Origin of the sequence: Kitasatospora sp. NPDC048194, assembly GCF_043202455.1 — a bacterium.
GTDB lineage: Bacteria > Actinomycetota > Actinomycetes > Streptomycetales > Streptomycetaceae > Kitasatospora.
In genome coordinates, this window is record NZ_JBIDAK010000006.1 from 286,722 (window position 1) to 302,649 (window position 15,928).

At 75.2% G+C, this 15,928-nt stretch carries 9 protein-coding genes and 1 pseudogene; all 10 read right to left on the reverse strand.

Annotation, left to right across the window (positions count from 1 at the left end; genetic code table 11):
• Positions 1-133: 133 nt before the first annotated feature.
• Positions 134-577, reverse strand: a pseudogene (locus tag ACGF07_RS11355) (MaoC family dehydratase); the annotation flags it as partial.
• A gap of 142 nt (positions 578-719) precedes the next feature.
• Positions 720-1,751, reverse strand: coding sequence for a 2,3-diaminopropionate biosynthesis protein SbnB (sbnB, locus tag ACGF07_RS11360; RefSeq protein WP_392897413.1), 1,032 nt, complete (start codon positions 1,749-1,751; stop codon positions 720-722).
• A 59-nt stretch (positions 1,752-1,810) separates the two neighbouring features.
• Positions 1,811-3,604 (reverse strand): phytoene desaturase family protein, encoded by a 1,794-nt coding sequence (locus tag ACGF07_RS11365; RefSeq protein WP_392897415.1) that lies wholly within the window; start codon positions 3,602-3,604, stop codon positions 1,811-1,813.
• A 38-nt stretch (positions 3,605-3,642) separates the two neighbouring features.
• Entirely contained in the window at positions 3,643-4,371 is a 729-nt protein-coding gene (gene fabG, locus ACGF07_RS11370; RefSeq protein WP_350742751.1) for a 3-oxoacyl-ACP reductase FabG, read from the reverse strand.
• Positions 4,368-5,588, reverse strand: coding sequence for a beta-ketoacyl synthase N-terminal-like domain-containing protein (locus ACGF07_RS11375; RefSeq protein WP_350742749.1), 1,221 nt, complete (start codon positions 5,586-5,588; stop codon positions 4,368-4,370). Before ACGF07_RS11375 ends, fabG begins: the two co-directional genes overlap by 4 nt.
• A gap of 2 nt (positions 5,589-5,590) precedes the next feature.
• Entirely contained in the window at positions 5,591-6,859 is a 1,269-nt protein-coding gene (locus tag ACGF07_RS11380; protein ID WP_392897416.1) for a beta-ketoacyl-[acyl-carrier-protein] synthase family protein, read from the reverse strand.
• A 46-nt stretch (positions 6,860-6,905) separates the two neighbouring features.
• A complete protein-coding gene (locus ACGF07_RS11385) occupies positions 6,906-7,154 on the reverse strand; it encodes an acyl carrier protein (RefSeq protein ID WP_350742745.1) in 249 nt (82 codons plus the stop codon).
• A 389-nt stretch (positions 7,155-7,543) separates the two neighbouring features.
• Positions 7,544-7,747 (reverse strand): MbtH family protein, encoded by a 204-nt coding sequence (locus ACGF07_RS11390; protein ID WP_350742743.1) that lies wholly within the window; start codon positions 7,745-7,747, stop codon positions 7,544-7,546.
• Positions 7,748-7,752: 5 nt separating this feature from the next.
• Positions 7,753-15,357, reverse strand: coding sequence for an amino acid adenylation domain-containing protein (locus ACGF07_RS11395; RefSeq protein ID WP_392897418.1), 7,605 nt, complete (start codon positions 15,355-15,357; stop codon positions 7,753-7,755).
• Positions 15,354-15,928 (reverse strand): phosphopantetheine-binding protein (locus tag ACGF07_RS11400; protein ID WP_392897420.1); only part of this gene is annotated, 575 nt, incomplete at its 5' end. The genes ACGF07_RS11395 and ACGF07_RS11400, both read right to left, overlap by 4 nt.

Below are 15,928 nucleotides of genomic sequence, written 5' to 3' on the forward strand. Positions count from 1 at the left end.
GTGGTGGCCGGGTGACCATTGTGGCGAAGGCGGGGTGGGGATGGCGGTAGTACTAAGTCCCCTCTTGGGCCGCCTGCTTGGCGCTCTCGCGGGCCGTCGGACCGGGCCGTTCGAGCGTCTCCCCGCCGGCGACGAACAGCGACAGGGTGTCCGCCACGCAGGCGGCCCGCGGTTCGCCCTCGATCTCGACGGTCATCCGGACGGCGGCCAGGTGTCCCGCCGGGGTCTCGCGGACGCCGGTGACCTTGGCGCCGCCGCGCACCCGGGCGCCGACCCGGACCGGGTGCGGGAAACGCACCTTGTCCAGACCGAAGTTGACGCCCATGGTGACGTCCCTGATCTCGAAGATCGCGCGCATCATCGCGGGCAGCAGGCCGAGCGTCAGGTAGCCGTGGGCGATGGTCCCGCCGAACGGGCCGGCGGCCGCGAGGTCCGGGTCCACGTGGATCCACTGGAGGTCGCCGGTGGCGCGGGCGAACTCGTCCACGCTGTGCTGGGTGACCTCCAGCCACTGGCTGTATCCGAGGTGTTCCCCGGTCGCCCCGGCGAACTCGGCGAGGCTGGCAAAGGATCTCATGCGGTGATTCTCCGTCCGGGAGGCTGACACCCGACTGACGCTGCACTGACGTGCGGTGGACAGGGACGCGCACGGGCGGACGCCCGCCCCGGCTGGCGGGGGCGGGCGTCCGGCGGGCTCGGCGCGGGCTCTGCGGGGCGGCTCAGCCGTAGCGCTTGAGCTCGTGGAAGAAGCCGGGCACCGTGTGCAGCTGCCCGGCGGCCCGGACCCGGTCGTGGACGTGCTTGGCGACGGCCAGGTCGAGCACCCCGAGGCCGAACGGGGAGAACACCACCGGGCGGTCGGCGGGCGGGGTGATCGCGCCGGTGAGCACGTCGTAGAGCGTGCCGGCCACGAACTCCCGGTGGCCGACCAGCTGTTCGGCCAGGTGCGGGGAGGTGGCGGCCTTCATGCAGTGCTCGACGTCGTCGACCACGTTCCAGGAGTCGAGGACGATCTCGGGGGAGAGGTCGCGCAGCGAGACGTGCAGCACCAGCGGGTGGTGGGCGAACCAGTCGGGGTCGGTGACGTGCGGCTCGCCGGCGACGGTGGCGAAGACGATCAGGTCGCTGCCGCGGACCAGGTCCTCGGGCTTGTCGTGGACGGTGATCGCCAACTCCTCGCCCTCGGCGCGGCGCAGGTAGTCGGCGAAGCCCCGGGCGTGCTCGGGGGAGAGGTCGTGGATGCCGGCCTCGGTGAAGTCGAAGCCGTTCGCGGCCAGGTAGGTGTGGATGTAGCGGGCGATCAGCCCGACTCCGAAGAAGCCGACCCGGCGCGGGCGTTCGCCGCGGGCGTCGGCCAGCCGGGCCGCGGCGAGGGCGGCCGAGGCGGCGGTGCGGGCCGCGCTGATGATCGACGACTCCAGGCAGGCGACGGGGTAGCCGGTCTCGGCGTCGTTGAGGATCAGGACGGCCGAGGCGCGCGGCAGGCCGGCCGCGACGTTGCCCGGGAAACTGGAGATCCACTTGATGCCGTGCACCCCGACCTCGCCCTGGACGGAGGCGGGCAGGGCGATGATCCGGTCGGACGGGCGGTCCGGGAAGCGCAGGAAGTACGAGTCGGGGTTGACCGTCCGTCCTTCGCCGTGCAGCCGGTACGCGGCCTCGACCACGGCGACGACCTCGTCCTCGTGCCCGTGGAGGGCTTCGTGCACCTGGGCGCCGGAGACCACGGCGAAGGTGGGTACCTGGGTCATGGGAACACTGCTCCTGGTGGGGTGAAGGGATCCGGCTGCGCGCGTGCGGCGCGTCCGGCTCAGCCGATGCGGGCGAGGCCCTTGGCGTGGTGGCGGGCCCGGCCGCGGGAGGCCACCAGCGGGTCCCAGTCCGGGCCGCGCTCGGGCAGCCGGGAGGGGTCGCCGAGCACCGTGCCGCCGAGCACCTCGGGCAGCAGCGGGCGTCCCAGGATCTGTCCGGCGGCGGCCATCCCGCTGGTGGCGACGGCCCCGAGGCCGCTGCCGTAGCGGACGCTCTGGCCGACCACGTAGAGGCCCTCCACCTCGGTGCGGACGTCCGGGCGCTGGCCGACGCCGCCCCAGTCGGCCATGCCGTAGGGGGTGCCGCCGGTGCCCCGGATGTAGCGCTCGTGGCTGAGCGGGGTGGCGGTCTCCAGGTGGGTGACGCGGTCCCGGAACGGGCCGATCACCTTCTCGGCGGTGGCCAGCATCAGCTCGGTGATCCGGCGCTTGCGGTCGAGGTAGGCGGGGTTGCGGCGGTAGGGCTCGCCGGCCACCGGGCCTGCGGGCACGCCCCAGAAGCCGTAGCCGGGAGGGCAGCCGGTCATCAGCTGGAAGTTGCTGTGGCCGGGCGGGCAGACCGCGGTGGCGCCCGGGTCCTTGAGCGAGGCGAAGGAGAAGGTCAGCTGCGGCACCGAGTCGAAGGTGCCGTCGCGCTCCCAGCGCTCCCGCACGGCGGCGTGGGCGGCCTCCATGTCGTCGCTGTCGTGCCACCAGATGTTGGCGTTGGGCAGGCCCGGCAGTTCGGTGTCCAGGGCGACGTACACCGAGACGACGGCGCCGCGCATGGTGGCGGCGCGGGTCCGGGCGACCACCTCGGGCGGGAAGGCCGGCTCGCCGCCGCACAGGTCGAGCACGGTGCGGCGGTAGTCGGCGTTGGAGATCACCAGCGGGGCGGAGATCCGGGTGCCGTCGGTGAGTTCGACACCGGTGGCGCGGCCGTGCTCGATCAGGATGCGGCGCACCTCGCGGCGGGTGCGCAGCTCGCCGCCGTACGACTCCAGGGCCTCGACCAGGGCGGCCACCAGGACCTGTCCGCCGCCCTCGGGGTAGTAGGCGCCGCGCAGGTAGTGGTCGAGCATGGCGGCGTGCTCGGCGAGGGTGATGCCGTCCGGCATGGTGCCGTAGTTGCCGGCCTGGGCGGCGACCAGGGTGCGGGCCCTGGGCGAGAGTTCGCAGTGGTCCAGCGCCTGGCCGAGGGTGCGGCGGGTCCAGCGCATGGTGTGCGGGGAGCGCCGGAACAGTTCGACCATGGCGGTGCCGTGCAGGCCGTCCCGGGTGGCGCCGGCCACCGCGCGGGCGAGGTCGAGGAACCGGTCGACCCGCTCGGCCTCCTCGGGCAGCGCCTGGTGGAGCCGCTCGCGGTAGGCCGCCCAGTCGGCGGGCACATCCAGGGTGGCGGTGGGGGTGATGATCCGGTCGAAGCCGTGCTCGTTGTCCATCGGTCGGAAGATGACCCGGTCGCGGACGCCGAGGCCGGCCAGCAGGGACGGGAAGAGGCCGCCCTCGCCGCAGTCGCCGACGTAGTGGGTGCCCACGTCGAACTCGTACTTGCGGCGCCGGCGGAAGACGTGGGCGTTGCCGCCCGCGATGTCGTGCTGTTCGAGGACGAGGACGCGGCGGCCGTCGGCGGCCAGGTAGCCGGCGCTGACCAGGCCGCCCAGGCCGCTGCCGACGACGATCGCGTCGTAGTGGCGGGCGACGGCCCCGTCCTGGTGGTCCCTGCCGGCCGCGCCGGTGGCGCCCGTCCCTCCGCCCGTCCCTGCGCCGGTGCCTTCTCTGCCGGCGCCTTCCCGGCCCGCGCCCTGCCGCATCCGCGCTCCCATCCGCTCCCCCGTTCGCGCCGCTTCCATCAGAAGGTGCCGCCGCCGTGGATCTCGAAGACCGACCCGCTGATGTACGAGGCCCGCTCGGAGAGCAGGAAGGAGACCAGGTCGGCCACCTCCTCGGGCTGCCCGGCCCGGCCGAGGGCGACGTTCTTCAGCATCCGCTCCACCGCCGCGTCGGACATGTCGCCGACCATGTCGGTGGCGATCAGGCCGGGCGCGACCACGTTGGCGCGCACTCCGCGCGGGCCGCACTCCTTGGCCAGGGACTTGGTGAAGCCGATGATCCCGGCCTTGGAGGCGGCGTAGTTGGCCTGACCGAGGTTGCCGTAGATGCCCGACACCGAGGACAGGTTGACGATCGAGCCGCGGCGGCGCTTGCTCATCGCGAAGGCGGCGGCCCGGCAGACGTGGTAGACGCCGTCCAGGTTGGTGCGCAGCACCTGCTCCCAGTCCTGCTCGGGCATCAGGATCACCGGGCGGTCCCGGGTGATGCCGGCCGATGTGACCGCGGCGTCGACCGGGCCGAGGTCGCGCTCGGTGCGGGCGAACCAGTCGCGGACCTCGGCGGCGTTCGCCACGTCGCACCGGGTGGCGCTGATCCGGGTGCCGAACTCGCCCGCCTCCTTGACGAGTTGCTCGGCGGCCCCGGCGTTGGAGTGGTAGCAGAAGGCGACGTCGTAGCCGTCCTGGGCGAGCCGCAGCACGATGGCCCGGCCGATCCCCCGGGAGCCGCCGCTGACCAGGGCGATCACGCGGCCCCTCCGTCCGGGTCGGTCCCGTCCGCGTCGCTTCCGCTCGGGTCGGTCGCGCCCGGCTCGGTCGCGGGCCGGTTCTCGTCGGCCGGGTCCAGCAGCCGCAGCACGGCGCAGCCCACCGCGCCGTCCCGGTCCACGGCGGTGACCAGGGCGGTGCGGCCCGCCGCGGCCGGCTCGGCCCCGGCGACGCTGAGCAGCGCCTGGATCTGGAAGGTGGCGGCGGCCGCGCCGGTGTCGCCGAGCAGTTCCATGGACGGCACCCGGGTGAGCGCCTCGGCGGGCAGCAGCGCGGCGAGAGCCTCGTGCTCGGCGCGGCCGGCCGCGGTGGGCGCGGCGCTGGGAACGGCGGCCCACACCTCCTCGGCGGTGGCGCCGGCCCGGGCCAGGGCACGCCGTACGCAGGCGGTGACGGCCGCCGCCGGGTCGTCGTCGACGTCGACCCGGGTCTCGACGGCCAGCACGGCGGCGAGCGCCGGGCGGTGGGCGGTGCCCGCGTGCTCGACCACGAGGAGGCCGCAGCCCTCGCCGAGCAGCGGCGCCGGGTCCCCGGGCGCGACGGCGGCGTGCTCGATCCAGGCGTGCGCGGCGGAGAACTCCTCGGCCGAGCCGACCAGGTACTTGGTGGCGCGGCCCTGGCCCATCAGTCGGCGGGCGTAGTTGAGGGCGAGCAGTCCGCTGACCCGCCCGCCCGCGACGGTGGTGTTGGGGCCGGTGAGCCCGTGCCGGATCGCCGTGGCGCCGGCGGCGTGGTTGAGGCTGCCGAACGGGATCCGGCCGGCGTCGACGTGGAAGGGCAGCGCGTTGGTGTACGACTGCTTGAGGAAGTTGGTGACGTTCTCCAGGCTGCCCATCGAGATGCCGAGGACCACGCCGGTGCGGCCGTCGGTCGGCACCGACCGGTTGCCCTCGGCGTCCTGCAGCAGGTCGTCGGAGGCGACCAGGGTGAGCGCCGTGAGCCGGTCCATCTTGGCGGTGCCGACCGGGCCGAGCAGGCCCTTGATGTCGAAGCCGGGCACCACGCAGGCCTCCGGCGAGGGCAGCGGGCCGAACGCGTCGCCCGGCGCGACGGCGGTCTTGGCGCCGGAGCGCACGCCGGCGGCGAAGGCCCGGCCGGTCAGGCCGTACGGCGAGACGGCCGACCAGCCGGTGATGACGAGGGTGTCGGGCGGCAGGGCGGCCCGGTCGGCCGGGGAGCTCTTCAGGGGTCTCGTCATCGTCAGACTCGCTCTCCGTACGTGCCCAGGATCAGGATGGCGTTGTTGCCGGCGAAGGCGCTGGAGTTGTTCTCCACGATCCGGACCTCGGCGTCGATGGCCTGGTTGGGCACGACGTCCAGCGGGCAGTCCGGGTCGGTCTCCCGGTGGTTGATGGTCGGCGGGATGAACTGGTGCTCGATGGCGATGCTGCAGGCGATCGCGGCCAGCGCGCTGGCGGCGCCCATCGAGTGGCCGAGCATCGACTTCACGGCGACGGTGCGCGGCGGGGCGTCGCCGTACACGTCCAGGATCGCGGCGGACTCGGTCTTGTCGTTGGCTTTGGTGCCGGTGCCGTGCGCGGAGATGAAGTCGACCTCGTCGCGCTCGACCCCGGCGTCCTCCAGGGCGAGCCGGATGCCGCGGGCGATGCCGTCCCGGTTGGGCGCGGTCGCGTGGGCGGCGTCGCAGCTGAGGCCGTAGCCCAGCACCTCGGCGTAGATGTGCGCGCCGCGGGCGAGGGCGGATTCCAGGCTCTCCAGCACGAGGATGCCCGCGCCCTCGCCGGTGAGGATGCCCTGGCGGTCCCGGTCGAACGGGCGGACCACGTCCGGGGTGAGTGCGCCGAAGCGCTTGAACAGGGCGAACGCCTTGCGGCAGACGGCGTCGGCGCCGCCGCACAGCGCGATGTCCACCTCGCCGGAGCGGATCGCGTCCAGGCCGTAGCCGATCGAGTAGTTGCCCGCCGCGCAGGCGGTGGTGATGGTGGTCGGCTCCACGTTCGGCATCCGCAGCTCGCGGGCGATCACGGTGCTCAGCCGTCCGGCGTTGATCCGGCGGGACAGCACCGGGTCCATCGCCTCCGGAGTGCCGGCGGCGAGTTCCTGCTCCACCAGCAGGCCGATGTCGTGCGACTCGCCGTCGGTGGTGCCGACGCTGATCACGGCCTGGCGCTCGCCGAGGTCGGCCTCCGTCAGCCCGGCGTCGTCCACCGCCATCCGGGCCGCCGCGACCGCGAACTGGCCGGCCCGGCCCATGTCGTCGAGCGGGACGCGGTGGATCCAGCGCTCCGGCTCGAAGTCCGGGACCTCGCAGGCGATGTTCTGGCCGAAGCCCTCGGTGTCGAAGCGGGTGATCGGCCGCGCGCCGGAGCGGCCGGCCCGCAGCCCCGCGGTGTACTCCTCGAGGCCCGTGCCGATGCTGGAGATCGCCCCGAGGCCGGTGAGGACGACCCGCCGGCGCCCGGCCGGCGTGCCGGACCGGGGGGCGGCTGGTGACTGTGCGGTGGACATGGGACTCCTTAGGCGGTGTGCGGCGGTGGTGTCGCGGGTCCTCGGGTCACCAGCCGGCGGCGGCCGCGGTCACCTGGTAGGTGGTCTCCACGTTCACCATCTTCGGGAGCTCGTTCATGTCGATGACGATGGAGTACTCCATCTCCAGCGCGCTCAGCACGTCGATGAGCTTGAGCGAGTCGGCGCCCAGCTCGTCGACGAACAGTGCCGTGTCGGAGAACTCGGTGTGCACGTCGATGTTCTCGGCGATGATTTCGCGGATTCGGGCGAGGCGCTCCGGCGCAACCGTCGTCATGGGGTTTCCTCCGTTTTCCAGATGCCCGGAATTTGCTTCCGGCGAGAAAACTAATCAGCGGCGATGACGGGTCGATGACGTCCAACTGACCGCTCACTGACGGGAGTCCGGGGGCGGCGGCGGGCCGGGAGCGCGGCGCCCCGGGCCTGGTGGGACGGTGCCGCGGGAGCGAAAGCGACCGCCCGCCGTACCGGTGGACGGGGGCTCCACGGGTACGGCGGGCGGCGTCTGGAGGGCCGGGCGGCGGGGATTACGGGAATTCCCGGCGGGCGGCCGTTCGGCGGGCTGTTCGAGCGGTGGCTGTTCGAGCGGGGGCTGTTCGAGCCGGCTGGTCGAGCGGGCCGCCCGGCGCGGGTCTCCGGGCCCGGCGGACAGCTGCCCCCGGGTGCTCAGCCCTGCTGCTGGAGGCTGAGCGGGCGCATGTCCGTCCAGTGGGCCTCGACGTGGGCGACGGCGGTGGCGCGGTCGGTGGCGTCCAGGGTGACCGTCCAGCCGGCCGGGACGGCGGCGAAGGACGGCCAGAGGGAGTGCTGTCCCTCGTCGTTGACGAGGACCAGGAAGGTGCCGTCTTCGCGGTCGAAGGGGTTCGCCATGGTGGTCAGCTCCAGAGGTCGTCAGGACTGGTGATCGGTGGGGTGTCGAGCAGCTGGTCGAGGACGGCGCCGATCGCGGCGGCCGGTGCGGGTCGCAGCATCTGCTGGTGCCCGCTGTCCACGTCGTACGCGTGGACGGCGGAACCGACGTACGGCGCCCAGCTCTTGAGCTTGAGGGCGCGTTCCTCCGCGGTGAGCCGGCGGGGGCCGCCGGCCGCGACGAACAGCGTCATCGGGCAGCCGTCGAGGCGGTTCGGGGTGAACCGCTGGAACAGCTCCAGGTTGTTCCGCATGACCGCCAGCAGCCTTTCCAGCACGGCCGGTCGGAGGCCGGCGAGCGGTCCGCCGGCGCGCGCGAGGCGGGCGGCGACGCTCTGCGGGGTGAGCTGCCCCGGCGCTTCTCCACCGGCGTCCGATGCGGGTTCGCTACCGGGGCCCGCTCCGGCACCGGCGCCCGGTTCGGCACCGGCGGCCGTGTCGGCGCCGGCGACCGCTCCGGCACCGGCGCCCGTGTCGGCGCCGGCCTCGGCCAGGAAGTCGGCGAGGAACTCCGCGTCGCTCGGCCGCACGCCGCGCGCGTCGTCGGGGTAGGCGTCCAGGTTGGCCAGCAGGGCCACCCGCTCGCCGGCGGCGGTCAGCCGCACCGCCATCTCGTGCGCGACGACCCCGCCGTAGGACCAGCCGAGCAGGTGGTACGGGCCGTGCGGCTGGATCGCCCGGATCCGCGCGAGGTACTCCTCGGCCACCTCGCCGAGCCCGCCGGGCAGCGGGCCGTCGTCCGCGAGGCCGTCGGCCTGGAGGCCGTACACCGGCTGCTCGGGGTCGAGGTGCTCGGCGAGTGCGGCGAACGGCAGTGCGAAGCCGAGGCCGCCGTGCACGCAGAACAGCGGGGGGCGGCTGCCGGTGGGGCGGATCGGCAGGACGGTGGCGAACGGGTCGAGACCCGGCCCGTCCGCCGGGCCGGAGGCGGCGGCCAGCGCCTCCACGGTGCGGTGCTCGAAGACCGCGCCGAGGCTGAGCGGCAGGCCGGCCCGGGTGGCCGCGTTGACGAGGCGGATGGCCTTGAGGCTGTCCCCGCCGAGGGCGAAGAAGGAGTCGTCCGGGCCGACCCGCTCCACGCCCAGCACCTCCTGCACGGCCGCGCAGAGCAGCCGCTCCGGCTCGGTCCTGGGCGCCCGCCGGGTGCGGGCCGCCGGGGCGGGGGCGGGCAGCGCCCGGACGTCCAGCTTGCCGTTGGCGTTCAGCGGCAGCGCGGGCAGCACGGCGAAGGCGTCCGGGACCATGTAGCCCGGCAGCGAGCGGGCCAGGTGGCGTTGCAGCTCGGCCGGTTCGGGCGCCGGCCGGCCCTCGGCGGGGACCAGGTAGGCGACCAGCCGGCGCTGGCCGGTGGAGTCGGCGGGGGCCAGCACGGCGGCCCTGGCGACGGCGGGGTGGGCGGCCAGCAGGCGTTCGATCTCGCCGGGTTCGATCCGGTAGCCGCGGATCTTGACCTGCTGGTCGGCGCGGGCGACGTATTCGATCCGGCCGTGCCGGTCCCAGCGGACCAGGTCCCCGGTGCGGTACATCCGGGTGCCGGGCGGCCCGTACGGGTCGGCGGTGAAGCGCTCGGCGGTCAGGCCGGGGCGGTTGAGGTAGCCCCTGGCCAGGCCCTCGCCGGACAGGTACAGCTCGCCGACCACCCCGCGCGGCACCGGGCGCAGCGCCTCGTCCAGGACGTACCCGCCGGTGTCGCCGATCGGCAGGCCGATCGGGACGGTGCCGTCGGCGCGGCCGAGGTCCTGGCCGGTGGCGAAGGTGGTGACCTCGGTGGGGCCGTACACGTGGAAGACGGTGGTGCCGGGCAGCGCGGCCCGCAGCCGGTCCAGGTGGTCGCGGGAGTGCGCCTCGCCGCCGGTGAGCAGCGCGCGCAGCGGGGCCAGGGCGCGCGGGCGGGTGTCGGCGATGGTGTTGACCAGCTGGGTGGTGAGGAAGGCGATGCTCACCCCGGCCCGGGTGAGGAACTCCTCCAGGGCCTGCGGATCGGCCGGCCCGGGCGGCTGGATCGCCAGCCGGGCGCCGTGGGCGAGCGGGCTCCAGATCTCGAAGGTGGAGGCGTCGAAGGCGACCGGCGCGAAGTGGAGGAAGGTGTCCTCGGCGGTGGGTGCCAGCTCGGGCAGTCCCAGCACCAGGCGGACGGCGGCGCGGTGGGAGACCGCGACGCCCTTGGGCCTGCCGGTGGAGCCGGAGGTGTAGATGACGTAGAGCAGGTCGTCGGGGTGGACGGTGACGGCCGGGGCCGTCGCGGGCTGGGCGGCGAGTGCGGTGAGCGTCGCCGGCGCGTCCAGGACCAGCGGGTGCACCCCGGCGGGGAGTTCGAAGCCGGCCAGGGACTGCTGGGTGAGCAGCAGTCGGGCGCCGCTGTCGGCGAGCATGTCGCGGACCCGCTCGGGCGGGTACGACGGGTCGATCGGCAGGTAGGCCGCGCCGGCGCGGGCGATCGCCAGCAGGGCGCGCACCACGGCCGGGCCGCGCTCCAGCCGCAGGGCGACCAGTTCGCCCTTGCGGGTGCCGTGGGCGGTCAGCAGCCGGGCCAGGCGGTTGGCCTCGGCGTCCAGTTCGCCGTACGTGGTGCGGCGGAGCGGGCCGGGGGTGTCGGACCCGGCGGCGCCCGGCGCGGTGCCGTACGGCTCGGCGTGGATCAGGGCGACGGCCTCCGGGGCGGCCGCGATCCGGCGGTCGACCAGGGCGGTGAGGGTGCTGAGCGGGGTGCCGAGCCGGTGGGTGCCGCGGGCGAGCAGGTCGGCCTGCTCCTCGGGGGCGATCAGGTCCAACCGGGAGAGCGGGGTGGCGGGTTCGGCGAGGCCGGCGGCGAGCAGCCGGAGGTAGGCGTCGGTGATCCGGCGGGCGGTGCCGGGTTCGAAGAGGTCGGTGCGGTACTCGACGGTGAGGGCGAGGGCGCCGTCCGGGCCCTCGGTGAACTGGAAGGACAGGTCCCACTTGGCGGTGCCGACCGGGACGGGCTGCTCGGACACGCCGAGCCGCGGGTCCTCGGCCGCGGGCGGAGCGGCCTGCCGGTGGCCGATCACCACCTGGAACAGCGGGTGCCGGGCCATCGAGCGCTCGGGGTTGAGCACCTCGACCAGCTTCTCGAACGGCAGGTCCTGGTGCTGGTACGCCGCCAGGTCGGACTCCCGCACCCGCTCGGCGAGTTCGCGCAGGCCCGGGTCGCCGGAGGTGTCGGTGCGCAGCACCAGGGTGTTGACGAACATGCCGACCAGTTCGTCGAGCCGTTCGTCGGCGCGGCCGGCGACCGGGCTGCCGAGCGGGATGTCGGTGCCCGCGCCGAGGCGGGTGAGCAGGGCGGCGAGGGCGGTGCGCAGCAGCATGAAGGGGCTGACCGCCCAGTCGGCGGCCGAGCGGCGGAGACCTTCGGTGAGCTGCGGCGGCACGGCGGTGCGGTGCGCCGCGCCGCGGTGGTCGGCCCGGCTGCCGCGCGGGTGGTCGAAGGGCAGCGCCAGCTCCTCCGGTAGATCGCGCAACCGGTCCGTCCAGTACCGCAGTTGGCGGGAAAGCTCGCTCGCCGGGTCGGCCTCGGTGCCGAGCAGTCGGCGCTGCCAGAGCGCGTAGTCGGCGTACTGGACGGGCAGTGGCGGGAGTTGGGCGCGGTGGCCGTCGCGGCGGGCCCGGTAGCAGGCGGTGAGGTCACGGGTCAGCGGGGCGAGCGACCAGCCGTCCGCGGCGATGTGGTGCAGCACCAGGGACAGCACGTGCTCCTGCGGGCCGAGGGCGAAGAGCCGGGCCCGGACCGGAAGCCCGGTCTCCAGGTCGAAGGGGCGGGCGGCCTCGGCGGCGAGCGCGGCGGGCAGCTCGGCCTCGGTGGTCGGGCTCAGCGGGAGCGGGACGGCGGCCTCGGCGGGGGCGAGCACCCGCTGCTCGGCCGGGCCCTCGTCGGTGCCGGGGGTGCCCGGGGTCGCGCCGGGGGCGGTGGCGCTGTCGGGGGCGGTGGCGCTGTCGGGGGCGCCCGGGGTGGCGACGCGGCTCGGGAAGACGGTGCGCAGCGCCTCGTGCCGGGCCACCACGTCCTGGAGGGCGGCCGCCAGGGCGGCGGTGTCGAGCTGCCCGGAGAGCCGGACGGCCATCGGGATGTGGTACAGCCCGCCGGGGGCGCCCAGGCGTTCGACGAACCAGAGCCGCTGCTGGGCGTACGACAGCGGGACCACCGCCGGCCGGGGTCCCGCGGTGAGCGGGACGCGGCGCGGCGCGGCGGCCGCGCCCTTCAGCCGGGTGGCGAGGCGGGCCGGGGAGGGGGCCTCGAAGAGGTCCCTGACCCGCAGTTCCGCGCCGAGTTCGGCCCGGACCCGGTTGACGATCCGGGTGGCCAGCAGGGAGTGCCCGCCGAGGGCGAAGAACTCGTCGTCGGCGCCGACCCGCTCCAGCCCCAGGACCTCGGCGAAGACCTCGCAGAGCAGTTCCTCCTCCGGACCGCGCGGGGCCCGGGCCGAGACGGCGTACGCGGGGGCGGGCAGGGCGCGCCGGTCGAGCTTGCCGTTGGCGGTGAGCGGCAGGGCGGGCAGCGCGACCACGGCGGCGGGGACCATGTACTCCGGCAGCCGCTCGGCGGCGAACGCCCTGAGCTCGGCGCCCAGTCCGGCTGCTCCGGCGGGCTCCTGGCCGGGCCCGGCCTCGGCGGCGGGCTCCTGGCGGGGTCCGGCCTCGGTGGCGGGCGGCTGGCCGGGCGCGGCTGCTCCGGCGGGCTCCTGGACGGGCACCACGTAGGCGACCAGCCGCTGGTCGCCCGGCCGGTCCTCGCGGGCCACCACGGCCGCCTCGGCGACCCGCGGGTGCCGCCCGAGGACGGTCGCGATCTCCCCCGGCTCGATCCGGAACCCGCGCAGTTGGACCTGCTCGTCGGCGCGGCCCAGGTACTCCAGCGAGCCGTCCGGACGCCACCGGCCGAGGTCGCCGGTGCGGTACATCCGGGCCCCGCCCGCCTCGAACGGGCAGGCGACGAAGCGCTCGGCGGTCAGCGCGGGCCGGTTCAGGTAGCCGCGGGCGAGGCTCGGGCCGGTGACGTACAGCTCGCCGGGCACCCCGGGCGGGACGGGCCGCAGGGCGCCGTCCAGCAGGTGGACCCGCAGGTCGGGGATGGCGCGCCCGATCACGCTGCCGCCCCCGGCGGCGGCCGTCGCGGCGTCCAGGGCCTGGTAGGAGACGTGCACGGTGGTCTCGGTGATGCCGTACATGTTGACCAGCCGGGGCGCGTCCTCGGGGTGCCGGGCGTACCAGTCGGCGAGCCGGCCGATGTCCAGCGTCTCGCCGCCGAACACCACTATGCGCAGGGCGAGTTCGCGCGGGCGCTCGGCGTCGGCGCGCATCAGCTGGTAGAAGGCGGAGGGGGTCTGGTTGAGGACGGTCACCCGCTCGGCGGCGAGCAGCTCCAGGAAGGCGTCGGGGGAGCGCGAGACGTCGTACGGGACGACCACCAGCCGGCCGCCGCGCAGCAGGGCGCCCCACAGCTCCCAGACCGTGAAGTCGAAGGCGATCGAGTGGAACAGGGTCCAGACGTCGTCCGGCCCGAAGCCGAACCAGTGCTCGGTGGCGTCGAGCAGCCGGACCACGTTCCGGTGCGGCACCACGACGCCCTTGGGGCGGCCGGTGGAGCCGGAGGTGTGGATGACGTAGGCCGGGTGCTCGGGGGCGACCGCGACGGCGGGCGGGGTGGCCGGGCGGGCGGCCAGTGCCTCGACGGTCTCCGGCACGTCGAGCTCGATGCGCCGCAGTCCGGGAAGGTCCGGCAGCGCGGCGGACTCCGGCAGCCGGGAGACGGTCAGCAGCAGCGTCGGGCGCGCGTCGGCCAGGGCGTAGCCGATCCGGTCGGCCGGGTGGGCGGGCTCCAGCGGCAGGTAGGCGGCGCCCGCCTTGAGCACGGCGAGGACGGCGACGACCAGCGCGGCGCCGCGCGGCAGGGCGACGGCGACGAAGGACTCCGGCCCGGCGCCGTGCGAGACCAGCAGGTGGGCCAGCCGGCTGGAGCGCTCGTCCAGCTCGCGGTAGGTGAGGTCGGCGTCCGGCGCGGTGACCGCGCGGGCCTCCGGGGAGCGGGCGGCCTGCTCGGCGAACAGGGCTGGGATGGTGGTGTGCCGGTCGGCGCCGGACGGGACGGGGGCGCGGGCGCCGCTCCACTCGCCGAGGATGCGGGCCAGTTCGGCGGGGTCCGGGCCGCCGAGCCGGGCCAGCGGGGTGTGCGGGTCCTCCGCCACCTGCTCCAGGATCCGCAGCAGGCGCGCCAGCAGGCGCTCCGCCCCGGCCTCGGCTTCGGCCTCCGCCCCGGCCGCGGCGTGGGCCCTCGCCCAGGCCCCGGCCTCGGCCCGCGCCAGTGCGGAGGCGCGGTAGCCGAGGTGGAGGTCGAGCCGCTCGCCGGGGAAGACGGTCAGGCTGAGCGGGTAGTGGGTGGCCGAGAGGATCCGGGCGGCGCTGACCGTCCCGCCGGACTCGCGGTACAGGGCGGCCTCGTCCATCGGGTAGCTCTGGAAGGCGAGCACGGTGTCGAACAGCTCGCCCTGGAGCCCGGAGGCGGCCTGCACCTCGGCCAGCGGCAGGTGTTCGTGGGGCATCATGGCGAGCTGCTGCGCGGACAGCGCGGCGAACAGCTCGGAGGCGCGACGGTCCGGGCGCAGTTCGGCCCGGACGGGCACGGTGTTGGCGAACAGCCCGATCATCGACTCGACGTCCGGCACCTCGGCCGGGCGGCCGGAGGTGACCGAGCCGAACACCACGTCCTGGCGGCCGGTGAGCCCGCCGAGCAGCAGGGCCCAGCAGCCCTGCACCACGGTGTTCAGGGTCAGCCCCTGTCCGCGCGCCCAGCCGGTGAGCGCGGCGGTGTGCTCGGGTGACAGCGATCGGCCTACGACGGAGGGGAGTTCGGCGGCGGGCGCGGTCTCCGGCAGCACCCGCAGCGGGCCCTCCAGGCCGGCCAGCAGCTCGGCCCAGGCAGCACGGGCGGCGCCGGTGTCGCGGCCGTTCAGCCAGGTCAGGAAGGACCGGTAGGGTGCGGGCTCGGGCAGCGCCGCCGCCCCGGCCGGGTCGCCCAGCAGGGCCAACTCCCTCACCGCCAGCGGGAAGGACCAGCCGTCCAGGAGGATGTGGTGCACCGACCAGAGGAAGCGGTGGCGCCCCTCGCCGAGCCGGATCAGCGTGAAGCGCATCAGCGGTGGCCGGGCGGGGTCGAAGCGGCGCAGCCGGTCCTCGTCGGCCAGCCGCCGGGCCTGTTCCTCGCGTTCGGCCTCGGGCAGGTGGGTGAGGTCGTGCCGCACCCACTCCGGCTCGACCTCGGTGTCCTTGAGGACGATCTGCACGGGCTCGCCGCTCCTGCGGTGGCGGAAGCAGGCCCGCAGGTTGGGGTGGCGGCGCAGCAGGGCGGCCGAGGCGGTGCGCAGCCGGGCGGCCAGCTGCTCGCCGTCGGCCGCGCCCGGACCGTCCAGCTCGGCGACCAGCTGGAGGGTGTACAGGTCGGGCGCGGTCCGGTCGTACGAGGACAGGAACAGCAGGCCCTGCTGGAGCGGCGAGAGCGGCAGGACCTCGCTGATCTTCGACCCGGTTCTCGGGCCGGTCGTTCCGGGGCCGGTCGTCACGAAAGCTCCTCGTTGAACTCGAATTCCAGATCGGCCAGTTCTTCGTCCGAGAGCTCGACCAGGCCGCCCTCGGGAACCGCCGGGGCGGCGGGCTCGGCGCCGGCCTCCTCGGCGATCTGCGCGAGGGCGGCGGCGGTCTTGTGGGTGAAGACGTCCCGGGTGGTGAGGGTGAGTCCGGCCTTGCGGGCGCGGCTGACCACCTGGATGGAGCGGATGGAGTCGCCGCCGAGGGCGAAGAAGTCCTCGTCGATGCCGACGGCGGTGGTGCCGAGCACCTCGGCGAGGATGTCGCAGAGGATGCGCTCGCGGTCGGTGCGGGGGCCGCGGGTGCTGTCCTGCTCGGTGGCCTCGGGGCGGGGGAGGGCCTTGCGGTCGAGCTTGCCGTTGGGGGTGAGCGGCATCGCGTCCAGGACGATCCAGGACGCGGGGACCATGTACGAGGGCAGCAACTCGGCCAGCTGACGGCGGATCCGGTCCGGGTCGGCGTGGGGGCCGGTGAGGTAGCCGGTGAGGCGGGGGTTGCCGGAGGCGTCGGGCAGGACGGTGACGGCGGCGTCGGTGACGGTGTCGA

Excerpts from the sequence above, each read along its gene's own strand:
- ACGF07_RS11380 (WP_392897416.1), bottom strand. The coding sequence starts at position 6,859 with ATGTCCACCGCACAGTCACCAGCCGCCCCCCGGTCCGGCACGCCGGCC.
- sbnB (WP_392897413.1), bottom strand. The coding sequence starts at position 1,751 with ATGACCCAGGTACCCACCTTCGCCGTGGTCTCCGGCGCCCAGGTGCAC.
- ACGF07_RS11385 (WP_350742745.1), bottom strand. The coding sequence starts at position 7,154 with ATGACGACGGTTGCGCCGGAGCGCCTCGCCCGAATCCGCGAAATCATC.
- ACGF07_RS11365 (WP_392897415.1), bottom strand. The coding sequence starts at position 3,604 with ATGCGGCAGGGCGCGGGCCGGGAAGGCGCCGGCAGAGAAGGCACCGGC.
- ACGF07_RS11390 (WP_350742743.1), bottom strand. The coding sequence starts at position 7,747 with ATGGCGAACCCCTTCGACCGCGAAGACGGCACCTTCCTGGTCCTCGTC.
- ACGF07_RS11375 (WP_350742749.1), bottom strand. The coding sequence starts at position 5,588 with ATGACGAGACCCCTGAAGAGCTCCCCGGCCGACCGGGCCGCCCTGCCG.